The organism is Streptomyces subrutilus (assembly GCF_001746425.1).
Lineage (GTDB): Bacteria > Actinomycetota > Actinomycetes > Streptomycetales > Streptomycetaceae > Streptomyces > Streptomyces subrutilus_A.
The window spans coordinates 1565065-1585482 of record NZ_MEHK01000001.1; the positions used below are offsets into that span (position 1 = coordinate 1565065).

General features: G+C 72.7%; 18 protein-coding genes and 1 pseudogene. 3 read left to right on the top strand and 16 right to left on the bottom strand.

Annotation, left to right across the window (positions count from 1 at the left end; all coding sequences use genetic code 11):
- Positions 1 to 20: 20 nt before the first annotated feature.
- Both BGK67_RS08015 and BGK67_RS08020 read left to right on the top strand, forming a co-directional pair.
- Positions 21 to 1757, top strand: a complete 1737-nt coding sequence (locus BGK67_RS08015; RefSeq protein ID WP_069919378.1) for a sodium/solute symporter — start codon at positions 21 to 23, stop codon at positions 1755 to 1757.
- Positions 1754 to 2989: a sensor histidine kinase gene (locus BGK67_RS08020; RefSeq protein WP_069919380.1), complete on the top strand. Its 1236-nt coding sequence runs from the start codon at positions 1754 to 1756 to the stop codon at positions 2987 to 2989. Before BGK67_RS08015 ends, BGK67_RS08020 begins: the two co-directional genes overlap by 4 nt.
- A gap of 141 nt (positions 2990 to 3130) precedes the next feature.
- Here BGK67_RS08020 and BGK67_RS08025 read toward each other — a convergent pair whose 3' ends face one another.
- The 10 genes from BGK67_RS08025 to fmt all read right to left on the bottom strand — a co-directional run bounded on the left by BGK67_RS08025 (position 3131) and on the right by fmt (position 13061).
- Positions 3131 to 4573 carry a GuaB1 family IMP dehydrogenase-related protein gene (locus BGK67_RS08025; protein WP_279628663.1) on the bottom strand — a complete coding sequence of 481 codons (1443 nt, stop codon included), beginning with the start codon at positions 4571 to 4573 and terminating at the stop codon, positions 3131 to 3133.
- A gap of 285 nt (positions 4574 to 4858) precedes the next feature.
- Positions 4859 to 6184 (bottom strand): IS701 family transposase, encoded by a 1326-nt coding sequence (locus BGK67_RS08030; RefSeq protein ID WP_079154078.1) that lies wholly within the window; start codon positions 6182 to 6184, stop codon positions 4859 to 4861.
- Between the two features lie 73 nt (positions 6185 to 6257).
- Positions 6258 to 6437 (bottom strand): TMEM175 family protein, encoded by a 180-nt coding sequence (locus tag BGK67_RS36085; RefSeq protein ID WP_244291175.1) that lies wholly within the window; start codon positions 6435 to 6437, stop codon positions 6258 to 6260.
- A 667-nt stretch (positions 6438 to 7104) separates the two neighbouring features.
- Entirely contained in the window at positions 7105 to 7518 is a 414-nt protein-coding gene (locus BGK67_RS08040; protein ID WP_069919388.1) for a barstar family protein, read from the bottom strand.
- Entirely contained in the window at positions 7515 to 8003 is a 489-nt protein-coding gene (locus tag BGK67_RS39430) for a guanyl-specific ribonuclease (protein WP_208948664.1), read from the bottom strand. Before BGK67_RS39430 ends, BGK67_RS08040 begins: the two co-directional genes overlap by 4 nt.
- 49 nt (positions 8004 to 8052) lie before the next feature.
- Entirely contained in the window at positions 8053 to 8274 is a 222-nt protein-coding gene (locus tag BGK67_RS08050; RefSeq protein WP_069919391.1) for a CarD family transcriptional regulator, read from the bottom strand.
- Between the two features lie 81 nt (positions 8275 to 8355).
- A complete protein-coding gene (locus BGK67_RS08055; protein ID WP_069919394.1) occupies positions 8356 to 9372 on the bottom strand; it encodes a sugar-binding transcriptional regulator in 1017 nt (338 codons plus the stop codon).
- A 138-nt stretch (positions 9373 to 9510) separates the two neighbouring features.
- Positions 9511 to 10197: a ribulose-phosphate 3-epimerase gene (rpe, locus tag BGK67_RS08060; RefSeq protein WP_069919396.1), complete on the bottom strand. Its 687-nt coding sequence runs from the start codon at positions 10195 to 10197 to the stop codon at positions 9511 to 9513.
- A 360-nt stretch (positions 10198 to 10557) separates the two neighbouring features.
- Positions 10558 to 12030, bottom strand: a complete 1473-nt coding sequence (locus BGK67_RS08065) for an RsmB/NOP family class I SAM-dependent RNA methyltransferase (RefSeq protein WP_069919399.1) — start codon at positions 12028 to 12030, stop codon at positions 10558 to 10560.
- 86 nt (positions 12031 to 12116) lie between these two features.
- Positions 12117 to 13061 carry a methionyl-tRNA formyltransferase gene (fmt, locus tag BGK67_RS08070; RefSeq protein ID WP_069919401.1) on the bottom strand — a complete coding sequence of 315 codons (945 nt, stop codon included), beginning with the start codon at positions 13059 to 13061 and terminating at the stop codon, positions 12117 to 12119.
- 251 nt (positions 13062 to 13312) lie between these two features.
- Here fmt and BGK67_RS08075 point away from each other — a divergent pair, with 251 nt between their 5' ends.
- Positions 13313 to 13831 carry a hypothetical protein gene (locus BGK67_RS08075; protein ID WP_069919404.1) on the top strand — a complete coding sequence of 173 codons (519 nt, stop codon included), beginning with the start codon at positions 13313 to 13315 and terminating at the stop codon, positions 13829 to 13831.
- A 292-nt stretch (positions 13832 to 14123) separates the two neighbouring features.
- Here BGK67_RS08075 and BGK67_RS08080 read toward each other — a convergent pair whose 3' ends face one another.
- The 6 genes and pseudogenes from BGK67_RS08080 to BGK67_RS08105 form a co-directional block, all read right to left on the bottom strand.
- Entirely contained in the window at positions 14124 to 16172 is a 2049-nt protein-coding gene (locus BGK67_RS08080) for a primosomal protein N' (RefSeq protein WP_244291437.1), read from the bottom strand.
- 143 nt (positions 16173 to 16315) lie between these two features.
- Positions 16316 to 17522 (bottom strand): annotated as a pseudogene (metK, locus tag BGK67_RS08085) (methionine adenosyltransferase).
- A gap of 195 nt (positions 17523 to 17717) precedes the next feature.
- On the bottom strand, positions 17718 to 18932 hold the full coding sequence (gene coaBC, locus BGK67_RS08090) for a bifunctional phosphopantothenoylcysteine decarboxylase/phosphopantothenate--cysteine ligase CoaBC (protein ID WP_069919409.1): 1215 nt from the start codon (positions 18930 to 18932) through the stop codon (positions 17718 to 17720).
- Between the two features lie 108 nt (positions 18933 to 19040).
- Complete coding sequence (rpoZ, locus tag BGK67_RS08095; RefSeq protein ID WP_004948662.1) at positions 19041 to 19313, bottom strand: DNA-directed RNA polymerase subunit omega; 273 nt, start codon at positions 19311 to 19313, stop codon at positions 19041 to 19043.
- A 76-nt stretch (positions 19314 to 19389) separates the two neighbouring features.
- Positions 19390 to 19953, bottom strand: coding sequence for a guanylate kinase (gmk, locus tag BGK67_RS08100; protein WP_079154080.1), 564 nt, complete (start codon positions 19951 to 19953; stop codon positions 19390 to 19392).
- Positions 19954 to 20014: 61 nt separating this feature from the next.
- Entirely contained in the window at positions 20015 to 20338 is a 324-nt protein-coding gene (locus BGK67_RS08105) for an integration host factor (RefSeq protein ID WP_008740406.1), read from the bottom strand.
- Positions 20339 to 20418: the final 80 nt, after the last annotated feature.

A 20418-nucleotide genomic window follows, 5' to 3' on the forward strand; every position in this document is an offset into this window, starting at 1 on the left:
CCCCGGCCGAAGGACCCCCGGTGAACCAGACGTACGCGCTGACCGCGGTCGCCGTCGTCGTCCTGGCCACGGTCCTCGTCGGCGCGCTCGGCCTGCGCATATCCCGCACCACCTCCGACTTCTACGTCGCCTCCCGCACCGTCGGCCCCCGCCTCAACGCGGCCGCGATCAGCGGGGAGTACCTCTCCGCCGCGTCCTTCCTCGGGGTGGCCGGGCTGGTGCTGCTGCAGGGGCCCGAGATGCTCTGGTACCCGGTCGGGTACACCGCCGGGTACCTGGTGCTGCTCGTGCTGGTGGCGGCCCCGCTGCGCCGCTCCGGCGCGTACACGCTGCCGGACTTCGCCGAGGCCCGGCTCGAGTCGCAGGCCGTGCGCCGGATCGCGGTGCTGTTCGTGGTCGGGGTCGGCTGGCTGTACCTGCTGCCGCAGCTGCAGGGCGCCGGCCTGACCCTGGAGATCCTGACCGGGGCCCCGCACTGGGTGGGCGGGGTGGTGGTGGCCTTCGTGGTGAGCGCGGCCGTGGCCGCCGGCGGGATGCGCAGCATCACCTTCGTGCAGGCGTTCCAGTACTGGCTCAAGCTCACCGCGCTGCTGGTCCCCGCCTTCTTCCTGGTCGCCGCCTGGGCCGGGGACGGCGCGCCGCGGGCCACGTTCGACGCGCCGGCCGTCTTCCGCGAGCACACCTCCGTGACAGTGGCCGAGGACGTCCGGCTGTCGGTGGAGGCACCGCTGACGCTGACGGTGACCGGGCAGGTGGACGGGCGGACGTACGACGCGGTCCCGCTGACCCTCGCGGCCGGGCAGCATTCCGTACGGGCCGACGCGCGCCTGGAGTTCGCCCCGCACACGCCCGTCCCCGACACCCGGGCGGAGGCCGGCCTGGGTGTGTCCAGCTGGTCGGAGCCGCTGTCGGGAGAGCACTGGCAGTACCGGCTGTACGCGACGTACGGGCTGATCCTGGCCACCTTCCTCGGGACCATGGGCCTGCCGCACGTGGCGGTGCGCTTCTACACCAGCCCCCACGGCCGGGCCGCGCGGCGCACCACGCTGGTCGTGCTCGGCCTGGTCGGGGTGTTCTACCTGCTGCCGCCGGTGTACGGGGCGCTGGGCCGGATCTACGCGCCCGAGCTGGCCCTCACCGGCGACGCGGACGCGGCGGTGCTGGTGCTGCCCGAGCGGATGCTGGGCGGGCTGCTCGGGGAGCTGCTGGGGGCGCTGCTGGCCGGGGGCGCCTTCGCCGCGTTCCTGTCGACGGCCTCGGGGCTGACCATGGCGGTGGCGGGGGTGCTGCACCAGGACCTGCTGCCGACGCGCGGGGTGCGCAGTTTCCGCTTCGCGGTACTGCTGGCGGTGCTGGTGCCGCTGGCCGGGAGCGTGGCGGCCCGCGACGTGCCGGTGGCGGACGCGGTGGGGCTGGCCTTCGCCGTGTCGGCCTCGTCGTTCTGTCCGCTGCTGGTGCTGGGCATCTGGTGGCGGGGGCTGACCCCGCCCGGGGCGGTGGCCGGGCTGGTCACGGGCGGCGGGGCGGCGCTCAGCGCGGTACTGGCGACCCGGGGCGGGCTGGCTCCGGAGGGCTGGGCGCACACCCTGCTGGCGTGGCCGGCGGCCTGGTCGGTGCCGCTCGGGTTCCTGACGATGGTGCTGGTGTCGTTGGGCACCCGGTCGCGGATCCCGGCGGGGACGGCCGCCACCCTGGCGCGGCTGCACCTGCCGGAGGACGTGGTGGCCTGGGACCGCACGGCCGGGGGTGCGCGGTGAGCGGGACGGCCCTGGCGGTGCTGGCGGCCCTGGCCGGGGCCCTGCTGGCGGGCGCGGGCTGGCTGGCTGGCCGGTGGCAGGCCCGGCGCGGCGAGCGGGCGGCCGGGCTGGTTCTGGGGACTCCGGTGGAGCGGGCCACGTTCCACACCCTGCACACGGCTTCGCTGGCCGCTCCGCCGCTGCGGGCCGGGTTGACGCAGGACGCCGCCCGCAAGGCCGCCCGGCGGCTGCGGTCGCTGCTGGGCACGGAGGCGCTGTGCCTGACCGACCGGGAGTCGGTGCTGGCCTGGGACGGCCCCGGCGCCGATCACCACGAGCGGCGGGCGATGGCCCGGGTGGCGGTGATGCTGGAGTCGGGGCGCAGCCAGAGCGTGCGGACCGAATGCCAGCGGCCCGACTGTCCGCTGAAGTGGGCCGTGGTGGCCCCGCTGACGGGCGAGGACGGGATGCTGGGGGCGCTGGTGGCCTACGGGTCGCGGGAGTCCGCCGTGCTGGTGCGGGCCGCGACGGAGGTCGCGCGGTGGGTGTCCGTACAGCTGGAGCTGTCGGAGCTGGACCGGTCGCGGACCCGGCTGATGGAGGCGGAGATCAAGGCGCTGCGGGCGCAGATCTCCCCGCACTTCATCTTCAACTCGCTGGCCGCGATCGCCTCGTTCGTCCGGACCGATCCGGAGCGGGCCCGGGACCTGCTGCTGGAGTTCGCCGACTTCACCCGCTACTCCTTCCGCCGGCACGGTGAGTTCACCACGCTCGCCGAGGAGTTGCGTTCCATCGAGCAGTACCTGGCGCTGGCCGGGGCCCGGTTCGGGGACCGGCTGAAGGTGACCTTGCAGGTGGCGCCGGAGGTGCTGCCGGTGGCGCTGCCGTTCCTGTGCCTCCAGCCGCTGGTGGAGAACGCGGTGAAGCACGGGTTGGAGGACTCCCCCGAGGAGTGCCGGATCACCATCACCGCGCGGGACGCGGGCCCCGAGGCGGTGATCACCGTCGAGGACAACGGGGTCGGGATGGATCCGGCGGTGCTGCGCCGGATCCTGGCCGGGGAACTCGCCGGCTCCTCCTCGGGCATCGGCCTGCCCAACATCGACGAGCGGATCCGGCAGGTGTACGGGGACGAGTACGGGCCGGTCATCGAGACGGGCGTCGGCGCCGGCCTGAAGGTGACCGTGCGGATCCCGAAGTACCGTGCGGGCGTGCACAGTTCCCCTCCGGGCCCGCACCCTCCCCGTTACTGACGGACCGGCCCGCGCCGGCCGTCGGCGGAGGCGAATCCAGTCCCGTCGGCGTTTGAGGCGCGGGCTGGGGCGGGGCTCCGGGGTCTGGATACGCCGCAGCCCCCGGCCGAAGGGGCCGGGGGCTGCGGGAGGAAACGGGGCCTAGCTCCAGCTGGCGTGCAGCGGCTTGCCCTCCGCGTAGCCCGCGGCAGACTGCACGCCGACCACGGCGTTCTCCGCGAACTCCGCCAGGGACCCCGCCCCGGCGTAGGTGCACGAGGAGCGGACACCGGCGATGATCGAGTCGATCAGGTCCTCGACGCCCGGCCGGGCCGGGTCCAGGAACATCCGCGAGGTCGAGATGCCCTCCTCGAACAGACCCTTGCGGGCCCGGTCGTAGGCCGACTCCTCCGACGTGCGGTTCTGCACCGCACGCGCCGACGCCATGCCGAAGGACTCCTTGTACAGGCGCCCGTCGGCGGACTGCTGCAGGTCGCCCGGGGACTCGTACGTACCGGCGAACCACGAACCGATCATGACGTTCGACGCACCGGCGGCCAGCGCCATCGCCACGTCGCGCGGGTGGCGGACACCGCCGTCGGCCCACACGTGCTTGCCGTACTTCTTGGCCTCCGCCGCGCACTCCAGCACCGCGGAGAACTGCGGCCGGCCCACGCCGGTCATCATGCGGGTGGTGCACATGGCGCCGGGGCCCACACCGACCTTGATGATGTCCGCGCCGGCCTCGATGAGGTCCTTGACGCCCTCGGCGGCGACGATGTTGCCGGCCACGATCGGGACCTGCGGGTCCAGCGCGCGGACGGCCTTGATCGCGTTGATCATCGACTCCTGGTGGCCGTGCGCGGTGTCGATGACGAGCGTGTCCACGCCCGCGTCGAGCAGCTGCTTGGCCTTGGCCGCGAAGTCGCCGTTGATGCCGACGGCGGCCGCGATGCGCAGCTTGCCTTCGGCGTCGGTGGCCGGGGTGTACAGGGTCGCGCGGAGCGCGCCCTTGCGGGTGAGGATGCCGACGAGCCTGCCGTCCTTGTCGACGGCCGGGGCCAGCTTGCGGTGGCCCGCGTCGAGCTTGTTGAAGGCCTCGCGGGGGTCGATGTCGGCGTCGATGAGCAGCAGCTCCTTCGACATGACCTCGGAGAGCTGGGTGAAGCGGTCCACGCCGGTGAGGTCGTGGTCGGTGACGACGCCGACCGGGCGGCCCTCGCCGTCGACGACGACGCCCGCGCCGTGGGCGCGCTTGGGCAGCAGCGACAGCGCGTCGGCCACGGTCTGGGTGGGCGCCAGCGTGATCGGGGTGTCGAGCACGAGGTGGCGGGTCTTCACCCAGGAGATGACGTCGGTGACGACCTCGATCGGGATGTCCTGCGGGATGACGACGATGCCGCCGCGGCGGGCGACCGTCTCGGCCATCCGGCGGCCCGCGATGGCCGTCATGTTCGCCACGACGAGGGGAATGGTGGTGCCGGTGCCGTCGGGGGCGGAGAGGTCGACGCCCTGACGGGAACCGACCGCGGAGCGGCTCGGCACCATGAACACATCGTCGTACGTCAGGTCGTACGGCGGCTTCTGGTCATTGAGGAAACGCACGTGCTGAACATCCCAGTCGATCGAAGGATCCTTCTATGGCCTCGACAGGGCAGCCGAGGAAACGCACGTACTTCATTCTCCCATGACCTGGGGTTTACACCGCCCGGGCCGATCGTCCAGGACATTTGGGGCCGTCTGGTCGGTTCCTACGGGACCTTGGGCCCGTAGGAAGTGGATCGGCCGGCGGCCCGCCACCGGCGGGAGGGCCGATCCGCCGTGCCGGACCGCCGTGACCTCGGCGGCGATGGCCGGGGCGGTCTCCTGGCTCGTCGGCTGTGTCGAACATCAGCGGATGAAATCGCGCCTGGAGGTCTGCCCGGGGATGAGCGGGCGCGGCAGGACGGCGGGTGGCCGGGCCGCGGCGGCGGGGCGGGGGACGCCGGCCCTCGGGGGTGCGGCGTAGTCGCCCACGCTCCGTCCGGCGGGGCCGCCGTCGGGGAGGCGGTCCCGCGAGGCCCTGAGGAGCCTGGCCGCGTGGGCCACGCTCGCCAGGGTGGCGTGGTGGTGCCAGCCGCGGAAGGAGCGGCCCTCGAAGTCCCTGATGCCCACGGGTTCGCAGGTCTCGGTGAAGTCGAGGGAGACGCGGTCGGTGAGTTTGGCGAGCAGGAACAGCTGGGCGAGGGGCCGGTCGCCGATGTTGGTGATCCAGAACTCCGAGGGCAGCAGGGCGGCTTCGGTCCAGGCCCCGAGCAGCAGCAGCGGGGTGGGGGGCGCGGGGGGGGGTGCGGGCCGGTCCTCGCCGGGGGTGGCGAAGACGGCGGCCGAGGTCAGCAGGGTCACCGCGCCCTCGGCCCGGCCGTGCCGGGTCCATTCGACGACGCGGCGCTGGGAGCGCAGGGAGTCGATGAGCTCGCGGGCGGGCGCGGTGTGCGGGCCCGGTTTGTGCCGGCCGGCTCCGCCGAAGGAGACGGGTAGCGAGCCGTCGACCTTGAAGACGAAGGGGATGTCGTGGAGGGCGAAGGACTCGATGCTCTGCGGGAGATCGCTGTTGGCGACCTCCATCACCACGGGCCGGCGTTGGAGTCGCCAGGTGGTGGCCATCCGCTGGACGGCGTGTACGGCGTCCTGGGCGGGGGTGAGGGAGCGCGCCGTCTCGGGGATTCCGGCCCGGCGGCGGCGCAGGAGTTCACTGGTCCAGGGGCCGGGGAGGGTGAGGGTCCATTCGACCGGGAAGCTGGCCTCGCTGGAGGCGAGCCAGATCCCGCTGGCCTGCTGGCAGTTGGCGATGCGGCCCAGCTGCGGGACGAACTGCCGGCCGACGCCGACCGAGCGGTCGCCGGCCTTCTCTACGACCATGGGCTGGAGCACCCAGGCCAGCGGGCGCCGTGCGGTGCGTTCGAGGTGCTGCGCGAGGGAGCGGCGGACCGGGGTCCAGTCCCAGGGGGACTTGCTGATGAACTGCTGAAGGCTCTGCTCCACGGAACTGGCTCCGGTTCCGGCGATGTTGCGGATTGTTTTCTTCCCTTTGGTCCGCACGAGGCCGTTCAGATAAACGCGGGCCCAGTTTCGCTGGTCCCGCCGGGGTAAGGACTCGAAGAGAAGAGAGATCAGTAGATCGATCGATTCGGAGATTTCCTTCACGGAATTCTCCGGTAGGACTACGCGAGCCATCTGGGCCTCCCCCGCGACCAGATTGGATCCAATACCCTACTTGACCGCAGAGAACGGCCGTAGGCCCCGGCGGCTACTTCCTGACGTCGCCGGCAGATCCGAGCCGCTCTTCGTCTACCACGAGGGGGATGGTGCGGTGCTTCACCCACATCACGCCGATGATGAGGAAGCTCACCACATAGGCGGCGTAATGCGGCCACTGTTCCCGGCCTCCGCGCCAGAACTCGGATCCCGTTTCTTTCGGAACGTTCACTCCCAGGACGAGGATCGAATAATGATGGCAAATAGGCCGTCACTGAATGCCTCGAACCGTCCGGTTTCACGCTCCATGGCCTCCCCTTCGCCACTGCTTGCATATATCTACCTGCATATATCTACGGCGCGCCACACATACGGGGAGGGCATACGTGTAACGCCCTCCCCGCACACGCTACCCAGATTTCCGCGGCCAGCTGCCGAAACCGGCCGTCTGCCTCCAGATTCGCCTGCGGGTGGGCGAGGAGACGACCTGGGCGAGCAGTTCCCGGCCTTCTTCGGCGCCATCCGGCCCTGCGTGACGGCCATCGAGGAGATGCGGCACTACACGTGACGTCCGTCGCCGGAACGGGAAAGGCCGCAGGGTGACCATGAGCACGACACCCACGATCTAGGAGTGGGCGGGCGGCGCGGAGGCGGTGAACCGCCTCACCGACGCGTTCTACGCCCACGCCCTGCAGGCCGAGATCCTGGCCCCGGTCTTCGCCGGCATGGACTCCCAGCACCCGCAGCACGTCGCGGTCTGACTGTCGGAGGTGTTCGGCGGCCCGTCGGACTACCCCGCCCACCACGGCGGCCACCCAAGGGGCAGGGCCACCCTTGCCCCTCCCCCGGCCGGCCACTCCAGCCCCGCCGGCGTTCGAGACATGGAGCCCCGGGGTCTTTCAGCCCCGCCGGCGCTTGAGGCGCGGAGCCCCGGCAGCCGCCCCGGGCCCCGACTCGGACAGCAGCACCGTCAGCCCCGGCCCGCCGTCCTGCTCCCGCCAGAAGTCGACGGCCTCCTCGAGCACCTCCACCAGGACCTCCCAGTCCCGCGGCCGCGCCCCGGCGAAACCCCGCCACGAGGTCACCGCCACCAGCCGCCCCCCGGCATCCGGCAGCCACGACAGGTCCCTCAGCGCGTCGGCCAGCGCGTCCCAGTTCCCGCCGAACCACTCCGGCGCCCGCAGGGCGTCTCCGCACCGCCGCATCAGCTCGGCCTTCCCGCGTACGCCGTCCAGGTCCAGCCGCAGGGTCGTCCACCCGGCGGATTCGGCGGCGGCGAGCGCGGGGGCGAGCGGCTGCGGGTCCAGGGTCATCGCAGAACCGCCTTGAAGGTCTCGTAGTGGTCGTCCGTGTAGTAGAACTCCCCACCCTGACCCGTCACGATCCGCCGGGCTCCGCGGTCCCGCTCCCCCGGGGTCCGCACCGTGAACTCGTGGTAGTAGCCGCGCTTCTGCTGGGGCAAGACCTTCTCGAAGTTCCCGAAGACCGTGCCGTCCTGGCGGTACGGATAGGGCCCGCCCCTGTCGATGAGCGCGAGCACGTCCCGGGCCTGCCGGGGCAGGTCGTCGGCCCGTACCGCGGCCATCCCCTTCGCCCACGCGGGAGCCGTACTGGGCGCGGCGCTGCGCGCGGCACTGGGCACGGCACTGGGCGCGACGCCCGACACGGCACCGGAACTGGCCGCGGCAGGCGACGCGGTTTCCTTCCCGCCGCACCCCACCGCGCCGACCAGCGCGGCGCACAGGAAAACGGCCCCCAGCACACGCAACAGCAACCGGGGCACGTTCCATGGGATCATGCACCGATCGTGCCAAATATCCGATTCGCTCGCGAATCGCCTTACGGGCTCAGAGCGCGGACATCTTGGTGTACGGGCTCAGGACCCGTTTCTGGACCGAACCGAAGTCGACGAGAACTGCGATCCCCTCCTCGATTCCGACGACACGGCCGAGGCCGTGCTCGTCGTGGGACACCCGGTCGCCCACGTTGAACTGCCGGATCGGCTGCTCCACGGGGGCCTTGAACGGGCTGGACGGCAAATGGCGGCGAGGTACTGCTGACTTTGTCATTGAGACCAGTATGCGCCCAGCGGGGCGCCCCGCGGTCCGCCGTTCGGATCTCAATTCCGGCACCATCCGCACCGGCGGGGCCTACAGGTCGTCCGGATCCGCCCGCTCGAGCGCCGGGCGCAGGCCGGGGGCCGACTCGGTGAGCAGGTAGTCGGCCACCGCCGTGTCCGTGACCAGGCTGGTCACCAGGCCCGACCGGAGCACCGCTCCGATCGCCGAGGCCTTGCGCAGCCCGCCGGCGATCGCCACGACCTCGGGGATCCGCCGCAGCCGGTCGGCCTCGACGGTGATGCACCGCTCGCCGAGGTCCCGGCCGACGCGCCGCCCCTCGGAATCGAACAGGTGCGCGGACATCTCGGCGGCCACGCCCAGCGAGGCGTAGTGCGCCCGCTCCTCGTCCGTCAGCATGTCGTGGACGGTGGAGATGCCCGGCTCCCAGGACCCGATGGAGACGGCCGCGACCGTCACCTTGTCGAAGTACTCGAAGGCGCGCGCGATCCCCGTCTGGCTGCGCAGCGCGGCCGCGGTCGCCGGGTCGGGCAGCAGCATCGGCGCGTAGATCGGGTGGGCGTCCCCGCCCGAGACCTGGGCGGCCCTCCGTACGGCTTCCACGGACCCCCGCTCGGCGGTCCCCGCGTCGTACACACCGGTCAGCTGTACGACGGTGCAGGGAGGCAGCCGGTGCAGGGAGGCGGCCATGTGGATGGTCGAGCGGCCCCAGGCCAGGCCCAGCACGTCGCCCTCGTTGACCAGCTCGCCCAGCAGATCGGCGGCGACGGCACCGAGGTTCTCCGGATCGGGAGCGTCCTCGGTGGCGTCGGCGGGCGACTCCACGACGACGGCGTGCCGGAGCCCGTACCGGGCGCGCAGTGCGTCCGAGCGCTCCGCGTCCAGTTCGGCCGGCACCCGGATCTCGATCCGTACGAGGTCGCGCTCGAGGGCGGTCTCCAGGACCCGGGCCACCTTGAAGCGGCTCACGCCGAACTCCTCGGCGATCTGGATCTTGGACTTGCCCTCGAGGTAGAAACGGCGGGCCATGGCCGCCGCCTGCACCAGCTCCGCGGGTCCCATCCGCAGGGCTGACCGTCCCGCCGACATTGCAGACACCGCGTTCTCCTCACTGCTGTTCACACTCTCGTGTTCACACTCTCGACTCGCCGTTCATCCTGTCAGATCCGACGGCCGTTGATCAGCCTGGACAGCTCCCGTTCATCGAGCTGTCCATCACCGCTCGGTTCAGTGGTCGCACGCCCACGGCGCCACGGCGATCGCCGCGTCCGCCTGCTCGCGCAGCGTGCGTACGGCCGCGGACGGATCGACGGCGCCGTACACCGCGCTGCCCGCGACGAACACGTCCGCGCCGGCCTCGGCGCAGCGTTCGATCGTCGAGGCCGAGACCCCGCCGTCCACCTGGAGCCACAGCTCCAGGCCGTGCTTGGCGATCAGCTCCCGGGTGCGGCGGATCTTGGGCAGCATGATGTCCAGAAAGGGCTGGCCCCCGAAGCCCGGCTCGACCGTCATGATCAGCAGCATGTCGAGCTCGGGGAGCAGGTCCTCGTACTGCTCGATCGGGGTCGCGGGCTTGAGCGCCATGGCGGCGCGTGCGCCCTGCGCCCGGATCTCCCGCGCGAGGCGCACCGGCGCGGCCGCCGCCTCGGCGTGGAAGGTGACCGACCCGGCGCCGGCCTCCACGTACTGCGGGGCCCAGCGGTCCGGGTTCTCGATCATCAGGTGGAGGTCCAGCGGGATGTCGGTGGCCCTGCTCAGGGACTCCACGACGGGCACCCCGAGGGTGAGGTTGGGGACGAAGTGGTTGTCCATGACATCGACGTGCAGCCAGTCGGCGCCCTCGACCGCCTTCGCCTCGTCGGCGAGTCGGGCGAAGTCTGCGGACAGGATGCTGGGAGAAATCTGAGCGGCCATGCCCCAAGCGTGCCATGCCTCCGCACGGTTCCGGCCATGACCCCGGAAGTCACCGGACCTGTAGCGCGGCTTAAGTGATCATGGAGAACATTTCACTTGTCCTGCGAGGTCGCCTCGGCACGGCCGTGTCCGTGACATCCGTGCGACATCCATGCCCCACGAGCGGCCGGGACGGCGTCCTCTTCGTGCTGAGGGGCGGGGCGCCCTTGCCTTGGGCGCGGCCGCCTCGGGCCTCCTCGCCGAACTCGGCACGCTCCACACGGCCGGTGGGCCGGGCCCGTGCTCCTCGCGCGGTCGTGGCTGCCGGTGGCCCTGTCCCCGATCCGCACCGGGCGGACGGGGACCTGGCCACCACGGGCCTCAGGCGGTGCGCCTCAGCAGCGCCAGGTACATCGCGTCCGTCCCGTGCAGGTGCGGCCACAGCTGGACGTCCGGGCCGTCGCCCAGACCCGGAACGCCCGACATGAACGGCCTGGCGTCGACGAGTTCGGCCGACACCGGGTGCGCGCCCGCGCCGCGGCCCTTCAGGACGTCGTCGACGACGACCCGCGTCTCCGCCAGGTGCGGCGAGCACGTCGCGTAACCCACGACACCGCCCACGCGCACCGCCGCCAGCGCCTCCCGCAACAGCTCCCGCTGAAGCGGCGCGAAGCCCTCCAGGTCCTCCGGGCGGCGCCGCCACCGGGCCTCCGGGCGGCGGCGCAGCGCGCCCAGCCCGGAGCACGGGACGTCCACCAGGACGCGGTCGAAGGAACCGGGCAGCCACGGCGGCCGGGTGCCGTCCGCCGCGATGACCTGGTAGGGGCCGGGGTTGCCCGCCAGCGCCCGCTCCACCAGGCGCGCCCGGTGCGGCTGCTTCTCGGAGGCCAGCAGGAACGCGCCGCGCTGCGCCGCCAGCGCCGCCAGCAGCGCCGCCTTGCCGCCCGGGCCCGCGCAGCCGTCCAGCCAGCGCTCGTCGCGGCCCTCGACCGGGACCGCCGCCAGCGCCATCGCGACGAGCTGGCTGCCCTCGTCCTGCACGCCGGCGCGCCCGTCGCGCACGGCCTCCAGCGCGCCCGGCTCGCCGCCCTCGGACATCCGGACCGCGTACGGGGACCAGCGGCCCGGCAGCGCCGACTCCTCGCCCACCGCCTCCAGCAGCTCCTCCGGGGTGGACCGCCCCGGCCTCGCCACCAGGGTGACCTCGGGCCGCTCGTTGTCGGCCTCCAGCAGGTCCTCGATCCCGGCGCGCCCGCCGCCCAGCGCGTCCCACAGGGCGCTGACGACCCACCGCGGGTGCGAGTGGTAGACCGCGAGGTGCTCCTCGGCGTCGTCCTCGTACGGCGGCGCGACCCGCTCCAGCCAGCCGTCCAGGTCGTGCGCGGCGATCTTGCGCAGCACGGCGTTCACGAACTTCGCGCGCCCGTCCCCGAGCACCACCCGCGCCAGCTCCACGCTGGCCGAGACGGCCGCGTGCGTGGGGATGCGGGTACCCAGCAGCTGGTGCGCGCCGAGCGAGAGCACGTCCAGCACGGGCGGGTCGACCTCCCGCAGCGGGCGGTCGATGCAGGCCTTGATGACCGCGTCGTACGTGCCCTGCCGGCGCAGCGTCCCGTAGACCAGCTCGGTGGCCAGTGCCGCGTCCCGCGCCTGGAAGCTCTCGTCCTGGCGGGCCTTGCGCAGCAGCGGCGGCAGCACGAGGTTGGCGTAGGCGTCGCGCTCGTCCACCGCCCGCAGCACCTCGAAGGCCAGCATCCGGACGGGGTCCTTCTGGGGCCGCCGGTAGGGCTTGGCCGACTTGTTCGGCTTGCCGCCCGCGCCTGCGGCGGGACGGCGACGGGGCTGTTCGCTCACGTGAAAGGTGCTCCGGATTTACGAGGTACTCAAGGTAGAAAAGGTGTTGGTGGTACGAGGGGCCCTTGGAATGACCCGGGGTGGATTCAGCCTACGTCCGTGCCGCCGACGCGCTCGCCGGGAGCGATCCGCACCCCGCGGGCCCAGTCGGCGCCGCGCATCGGCTTCTTCCCCTGGGGCTGCACCCACAGGAGTTCCACGGCGTGCGAGCCCGTGCCGACGTAGACGTTGTTCTTGGCCGGGGCCAGCACGCCCGGCGCGAGGTCGGTGCGGTCCGGCACCAGGCCCACGGAGATCAGCTTGAGGCGCTCCCCGCGGAAGACGGTCCACGCGCCCGGCGCCGGCGTGCAGCCGCGCACGACGCGGTCGGCTCGCAGCGCCGGGGCGGTCCAGTCGATCCTGGCGTCCTCCACGGTGATCTTGGGCGCGAGGGAGATGCCGTCGGCGGGCTGCCCGACGGCGCGCAGGGTGCCGTCCTCGATGCCGTCCATGGTGGCGGCCAGCAGTCCGGCGCCGGCGAAGGCGAGCCGGGTGAGCAGGTCCCCGCTGGTGTCCGTCGGGCGGATCTCCTCGGTGAGGATCCCGTAGACCGGTCCGGAGTCCAGGCCTTCCTCGATCTGGAAGGTGGAGGCGCCGGTGAGCTGGTCCCCGGCCATGATCGAGTGCTGTACGGGCGCGGCACCGCGCCAGGCGGGCAGCAGCGAGAAGTGCAGGTTGACCCACCCGTGCTTGGGGATCTCGATGGCGCTCTTGGGGATCAGCGCCCCGTAGGCGACGACGGGACAGCAGTCCGGGCCGATCTCGCGCAGCCGGGCCTGGAAATCGGGGTCGCGCGGCCGGGCGGGCTTGAGCACCTCGATGCCCGCCTCCTCGGCGCGCTCGGCGACCGGGCTGGCGACGAGCCGGCGCCCGCGGCCGGCGGGTGCGTCGGGCCGGGTGACGACGGCCGCGACCTCGTGGCGCCCGGAGGCGATGAGGGCGTCCAGGGCGGGCACGGCGACCTCGGGGGTGCCTGCGAAGACGAGCTTCACTGGGTCCTACCTCGCTATCTCGGCTGTCAGCAGCGCACCAGTCTATGGGGCGCGTGCCGGGCGGCCCCACCGGTGGCCGACAGGGGGCGTACGCATGCACACGCGCCTCTCGCATATGCCGACGCGCCCCCAGAGCGTGACCTGGGCGCCAGGTGGAGCGTTGGTCAAGAGAGATTGACCAAAACGGGCCGCGTTCGCGAACGGTTTCTGCGGCCCGATCCGCCCTTAGCACCGGTTCGAGAGGCTTCTTCATGGCCGACCACGCCACCCACGACGCCCAAGCCCGGGCCAGCCTGCACCTGCTGGTGCGGGACATCGAACGGGTTCGCCGGCAGGTGGATGCCCTGCGTACGCTCACCGCCCAGCTCGGCAATGTGTACCGCCCGCGCCGCTCCGGTCCCTCCACGGGTTTCGTCGTCTACGGCCGGGCGCCCGCGCCCACCGTCCGCCTCGCCCAGGAGCTGCGCGACAGCGTCGAGACGCTGGTCACCGCGGCCGTGGACTTCGACCGCTCACTGGGCTTCTCGTGGGACGCGGTCGGCTCGGCGCTGGGGGTCACCAAGCAGGCCGTGCACCGGCGCTACGGCGCGCGGCGCGCCCAGGCCGCCGAGGCCGCGGAGCCGCCGACGGAGGGGACGACCACCCGGACCATGGGCCCGCTGCCGACGATCCCGGCGGCCCGCTCGGTCCCGCCGCAGGCCCTGCGCGAGGACGCCCAGCCCGTGACGCCCCCCCGCTCCCCGGCCTTCCCGGGGCCCCGCAACGGCTGACCGGGCTCACCGGCGCGCGTACGTGCGCTGCGAGCCCGTGCCCTCAAACGCCGGGCGGGCGGAAGATCCAGCCCCGCCGGCGTCTGAGGCGCGGAAGAAATGCGGCCCCGCCGGCGCCTGAGCGCGGGAGAAATGCAGCCCCGCCGGCGTTTGAGGCGCGGGGGTCCGGGGGCGGAGCCCCCGCCGGGTCCGGGGCGGAGCCCCGGGACGGGGGCCCGGGGGCGGAGCCCCCCGGTTTCGGGAAGGGGCGGGGTGGGGGAAAGGCCCCGCGCAGCGGCCCCGCCGAACGCCGTCAGCCGATGTCCGGCGGGTCGATCCGCACCCGCACCGCATCCCCCGCGGCAACCCCCCGCGCCATCCGCGCCGCCTGCGCGGCCTTGAGTGCCGCCGCCAAAGCCGCCCCGCTCCCCGGCGGCACCCGCACCAGCGCCCGCTCCCCCGGCGAAGCCTCGCCCCGCCGCCCCGGCAGCGGCACCGGCCCCAGGATCTCCGCGTCCGCCGGCAGCCCGGCCCCGGCCAGGAAGGCTTCCACCGCCTCGCCCCGCCCGGCCACGGCCGCCATCCGGGACACCGGCGGGAACCCGAGCTGCGCCCGCTCCGCGAGCTCCCGCACGGCATGCCCCACCGGGTCCCACCGCACCAGCGCCTGCACCGGCCGCAGCGTCGGCTCCGCGACCACGACGACCTGCCCCTCCCCCCGTACCAGCGAGGCGGCCGCGATCCAGCGCCGCAGCGCGTCCTCCCCGGCCCGCAGGTCGGGCCGCGTGAGCATGGCCCATCCGTCGAGCAGCAGCGCCGCCGCGTACCCGGCGCCCGCCGCGACCGGCTCCGCCCCGGGGGTGCTCACCACCAGCGCCGGCCGGTCCGGCACCTCGTCCAGGACGTGGTCGCGCCCGGAGGTGCGGACGGGCACGGCCGGGAAGGCCCGCCCCAGTTCCTCGGCCGTCCGCCGCGCGCCGACCACCTGGGCCCGCAGCCGGAAGGACCCGCACTCCTCGCAGTGCCAGGACGGCTCGGGCCGCCCGCACCAGCCGCACTGCAGGTCCCGCGCGTCGGGGGCCTCCAGCGGCCCGGCGCAGGCCGTGCAGCGGGCCGGCGTACGGCACCGCTCGCACGCCAGCCGGGGCACATAGCCGCGCCGCGGCACCTGGACCAGTACCGGCCCGGTCTTGAGCCCCTCCCGTACGGTCTCCCACGCCAGGCTCGGCAGCCGCGCGGCGCGGGCCGCCTCGTCGCGGGCCAGGAGTTCGTCGCCGACCGTCCGGATCCGCGGGGCGCACTGCCGCACCGTCTCCCGGTCGGCGACCAGCGGCCGCGCCCACCCGGACTCCACCAGCTGGGCGGCCTCCACCGTGCAGCTCGTGCTCCCGGCCAGGAACCCGCAGCCGTCGTTGACCGCGCGCAGTTCCAGGACCTCTCGGACGTGCGGGAAGGGGGCGTTGTCGTCGCTGTGGCTGGAGTCCCCGTCGTCCCAGACGGCCACCAGCCCGAGGTCCCGCACGGGGGCGAACATCGCCGCGCGGGTGCCGACGACGGCCCGCACCGAGCCCCGGCTCACGGCGAGCCATTGCCGGTAGCGCTTCTCCGGCCCGGACTCGGCGGTCAGCAGCGCGTGCCGCCCCTCGCCGAGCAGGGCGGTGAGGGCTGCGTCCACGCGGGCGGCGGTGCGCCCGTCGGGCACCACGGCGAGGGCCCCGCGGCCGGAGGCGAGGGTGGCGGCCATGGCACGGGCCAGCTCGTCGGCCCAACCGGGGCCGGGCAGGGCGGTCCAGACCGCGCGCGGGGCGGCTCCGCCGGCCAGGGCCCGCAGGAAGGCGGGGCCCGCGCCGTACCGCTGCCAGCCGGCCGGCTCGGGTGCGGGAGGCGGGGGCAGCGGCTCCGGCGAGGGCTTGGCCTCGGCGCGGGCGCTCCGCGCGGGCAGGGCGAGCTGGAGTACGTCGGCCAGGCTGCCCGCGTACCGGTCGGCGACGGCCCGGGCCAGGGCCAGCATGCGCGGGCTGAGCACCACCTCGGACGAGACGACGTGGGCGAGAGCGGCCAGCGCCCCGTTGTAGTCGGACTCGGCGCGCCGCTCGACGATGAAGCCGTCGATGAGGCCGCCGCCCTCGCGGCGGCCGCCGTGCACCTGGTGGGACCCGGCCCCGAAGCGGACCCGGACGCGGACGCCGGGCTGCGCGGCCTCCGAGAGCTCGGCGGGGACGGCGTAGTCCCAGAGCTGGTCGAGGTGGAGCACGCCCTTGTTCACGAGGACGCGGGCGACGGGGAGTTCCTCGGCGAGGGCGGCGCCGCGCCAGGTGCGTGGCTTCGCCTTGGGCGCCTTGGCCTTCGCCTCGGCGACCATCTCCCGGATCAGCGCCAGCTGCTCCGGCGGGGAATCGTTCGCGCTGCTCACATCAGCATTCTTACCAAAGACCACTGACAGGCCGGGCATGCGAACGGCCCCGGACCACAGGGTCCGGGGCCGTTCGGCTCGAACGGTGCCGCTTACAGGCCGGCGGCCGCGCGCAGCGCGTCCACGCGGTCGGTGCGCTCCCAGGTGAAGTCCGGCAGCTCGCGGCCGAAGTGGCCGTAGGCGGCGGTCTGGGCGTAGATCGGGCGCAGCAGGTCGAGGTCGCGGATGATCGCGGCCGGGCGCAGGTCGAAGACCTCGGCGATGGCGTCCTCGATCTTCTGCGTGTCGACCTTGGCGGTGCCGAAGGTCTCGACGAACAGGCCGACGGGCTCGGCCTTGCCGATGGCGTAGGCGACCTGGACCTCGCAGCGCGAGGCGAGGCCGGCGGCGACCACGTTCTTGGCCACCCAGCGCATCGCGTACGCGGCGGAGCGGTCGACCTTCGACGGGTCCTTGCCCGAGAAGGCGCCGCCGCCGTGGCGGGCCATGCCGCCGTACGTGTCGATGATGATCTTGCGGCCGGTCAGGCCGGCGTCGCCCATCGGGCCGCCGATCTCGAAGCGGCCGGTCGGGTTCACCAGCAGGCGGTAGCCCTCGGTGTCCAGCTTGATGCCGTCCTCGATGAGCTGGGCCAGCACGTACGCGACGACGAACTCGCGGATGTCGGGGCGAGCAGCGAGTCCAGGTCGATGTCCGAGGCGTGCTGCGAGGAGACGACCACGGTGTCGAGGCGGACGGCGGTGTCGCCGTCGTACTCGATGGTGACCTGGGTCTTGCCGTCGGGGCGCAGGTACGGGATGGTCCCGTTCTTGCGGACCTCGGACAGGCGGCGGGAGAGCCGGTGCGCGAGGTGGATCGGCAGCGGCATCAGCTCGGGGGTCTCGTCGCAGGCGTAGCCGAACATCAGGCCCTGGTCGCCGGCGCCCTGCTTGTCGAGTTCGTCTCATCGCCCTCGACCCGCTGCTCGTAGGCGGTGTCGACACCCTGCGCGATGTCCGGGGACTGCGCGCCGATGGACACCGAGACGCCGCAGGAGGCGCCGTCGAAGCCCTTCTTCGAGGAGTCGTAGCCGATCTCGAGGATCTTGTCGCGGACGAGCTGCGCGATCGGCGCGTAGGCCTTCGTCGTCACCTCGCCCGCGATGTGCACGAGACCCGTGGTGATGAGGGTCTCCACGGCGACACGCGAGGTGGGGTCCTCGGTGAGGAGCGCGTCGAGGATCGTGTCGCTGATCTGGTCAGCGATCTTGTCAGGGTGGCCCTCGGTGACGGACTCGGAGGTGAACAGACGACGGGACACAACGCTCCCTGGGGTTGCAGCGGCTGCTGGCTGATCATTTGTTGGAACCACACCAGAGGCTGCGCCTGATCACGTTCCGACTGCAGTTTATCGGTTGCCACCGTTCGCCGGTCCACCCGTCTCGCCTTATGGGAGGCGTGTGACCTGCGGCACTCCATTCTGGCGCACGGACGCGGCAAGGAGAAGGGAGGGGGGTCAGGCGCGTCGCACCGGCAACCGCGCTCCCACCTGGTCCCACACCAGTTCCGCGAGAGCTTCCTTCGGACCGTAGGGCACGGGGAGCTCTGAACCGTCCGAGGCAAGGATCACAGCCTCGTTCTCCTCCGAACCGAAGGTCTTGGTTTCGCCCACCTCGTTGACGACGAGCAGATCGCAGCCCTTGCGCCGAAGCTTCGCCCGGCCGTTGGCCAGGACGTCGTCGGTCTCGGCGGCGAATCCCACGACGACCTGCCCCTCCCGGGCCCGGTCGGCGGAGATCTCGGCGAGGACGTCGGGGTTGCGCACGAGGGCGACCGGCGCGGGCTCCTCCCCGTCCTTCTTCTTGATCTTCCCGCCCGCGTACCGGGCGGGCCGGAAGTCGGCGACGGCCGCGGCCATCACCACGGCGTCGGCGTCCGCCGCCGCCTTGAGGACCGCCTCCCGCAGCTGCAGGGCCGTCCCCACGCGGACGACGTCCGCCCCGGCCGGGTCGGCGAGCGCGGTGTTGGCCGCCACCAGGGTGACCCGGGCGCCGCGCGCGACGGCGGTGCGGGCCAGGGCGTACCCCTGCTTGCCGGAGGAGCGGTTGCCGAGGAAGCGGACGGGGTCCAGGGGCTCCCGGGTGCCGCCGGCGCTGATCACCACGTGCCGGCCGGCGAGGTCCGGGCCGGCCGCTCCGCGGGCCAGGACGCTCCGGCACACCTCGAAGATCTCCTCGTGGTCGGGCAGCCGGCCCTTGCCGGTGTCCTTGCCGGTGAGCCGGCCCACGGCGGGCTCGACGACCACGGCCCCGCGGCGCCGCAGCGTGGCGACGTTCTCCTGGGTGGCCGGGTGCTCCCACATCTCGGTGTGCATCGCGGGGGCGAAGACCACCGGGCAGCGGGCGGTGAGCAGGGTGTTGGTGAGCAGGTCGTCGGCGAGCCCGTGGGCGGCCTTGGCCAGCATGTCGGCGGTGGCCGGGGCGACCACGACGAGGTCGGCGGTCTGCCCGATGCGCACGTGCGGCACCTCGTGGACTGTCTCCCACACCTCGGTGGAGGCGGGGTTCCCGGAGAGCGCGGCCCAGGTGGCCTCGCCGACGAAGTTCAGTGAGGCCGCCGTGGGCACCACCCGCACCTCGTGCCCGGACTCGGTCAGCCGGCGCAGCAGCTCGCAGGCCTTGTAGGCGGCGATTCCACCGCTCACCCCCAGCACGACCTTGGGCTTAGCCATCCGTACACATCCCTTCGACAAGCTCGAACAAGCTCGACAGTACCCATGACACACCACAGGCCCGGCAGATGGTCTGCCGGGCCTGTGGCGAAAGGAATGCTCGGTGCCTTACTGAGCCGGGGCCTCGATGGCCTCGGAGGTCAGCAGACCCGCGTTGATCTCGCGCAGCGCGATCGAAAGCGGCTTCTCGTGGACGTGGGTGTCCACCAGCGGGCCGACGTACTCGAGCAGGCCCTCACCGAGCTGCGAGTAGTACGCGTTGATCTGACGCGCGCGCTTGGCCGCGTAGATCACGAGGCTGTACTTCGAGTCCGTGGCCTCGAGCAGCTCGTCGATCGGCGGGTTGATGATGCCCTCGGGCGCAGTAATGGAAGAGGACACGCTCTACCTTCCGAAGATGGGAAAAGATCGTAACGATCAGATGGTGGCTGATCGACTCAGGAACATCGATCGACGATCAGACAACGTTCATCAAGGCTAGCAGCTCACGGGCTACGTCCTCGACGGAGGTGTTGACAAGGGTGGTGTCGAACTCGGATTCGGCGGCGAGCTCGGTCTTGGCCGCGCCGAGCCTGCGCTCGATGACCTCGGCCGATTCCGTGCCCCGGCCCGTGAGCCGGCGCACCAGCTCGTCCCAGCTCGGCGGGGCCAGGAAGACCAGCTGGGCGTCGGGCATCGACTCGCGGACGAGCCGTGCGCCCTGGAGGTCGATCTCCAGCAGTACCGGCTCGCCGTTGTCCAGGCGTTCCAGCACCGCGCCGCGCGGTGTGCCGTAGCGGTTGCCCGCGAACTCGGCCCACTCCAGCAGCTCGCCGTTGGCGATCAGCTTGTCGAACTCGTCGTCGTTGACGAAGAAGTACTGGACTCCGTGTCGCTCACCGGGCCGCGGCTTGCGGGTGGTGGCCGACACCGAGAGCCAGACCTCGGGGTGGACCTTGCGCATATGCGCGACGACCGTGCTCTTGCCGACCCCCGAAGGGCCGGAGAGCACGGTCAGCCGCGGACGAACCTCTGCTGCCATAGAGCGATTATCCAGGTTCCAGAGACTGCCTGAGAACGCCGGAAGAACTCCGGGCGACGCGTCAGCCGGCAGGAGTGCCGAACTCACGCTCCAGAGAGGCGATCTGGTTGGAGCCGAGACCTCGGACACGCCGGGACTCGGAGATGCCGAGGCGCTCCATGATCTGCTTGGCGCGCACCTTGCCCACGCCAGGCAGGGACTCCAGCAGGGCGGAGACCTTCATCTTGCCGATGACGTCGTTCTCCTGGCCCGTCTTGATGACCTCCTGGAGGGAGGCGCCGGAGTGCTTGAGTCGATTCTTCACCTCGGCCCGCTCCCGGCGAGCCGCGGCGGCCTTTTCGAGCGCGGCTGCGCGCTGTTCAGGGGTAAGGGGCGGAAGAGCCACGCCTACGTCACCTCGGATGTCGAACTGTCGGATACGGACCGGTGGGGAACCCAAGGGCACCACACCTGGCGAGGTCCCGA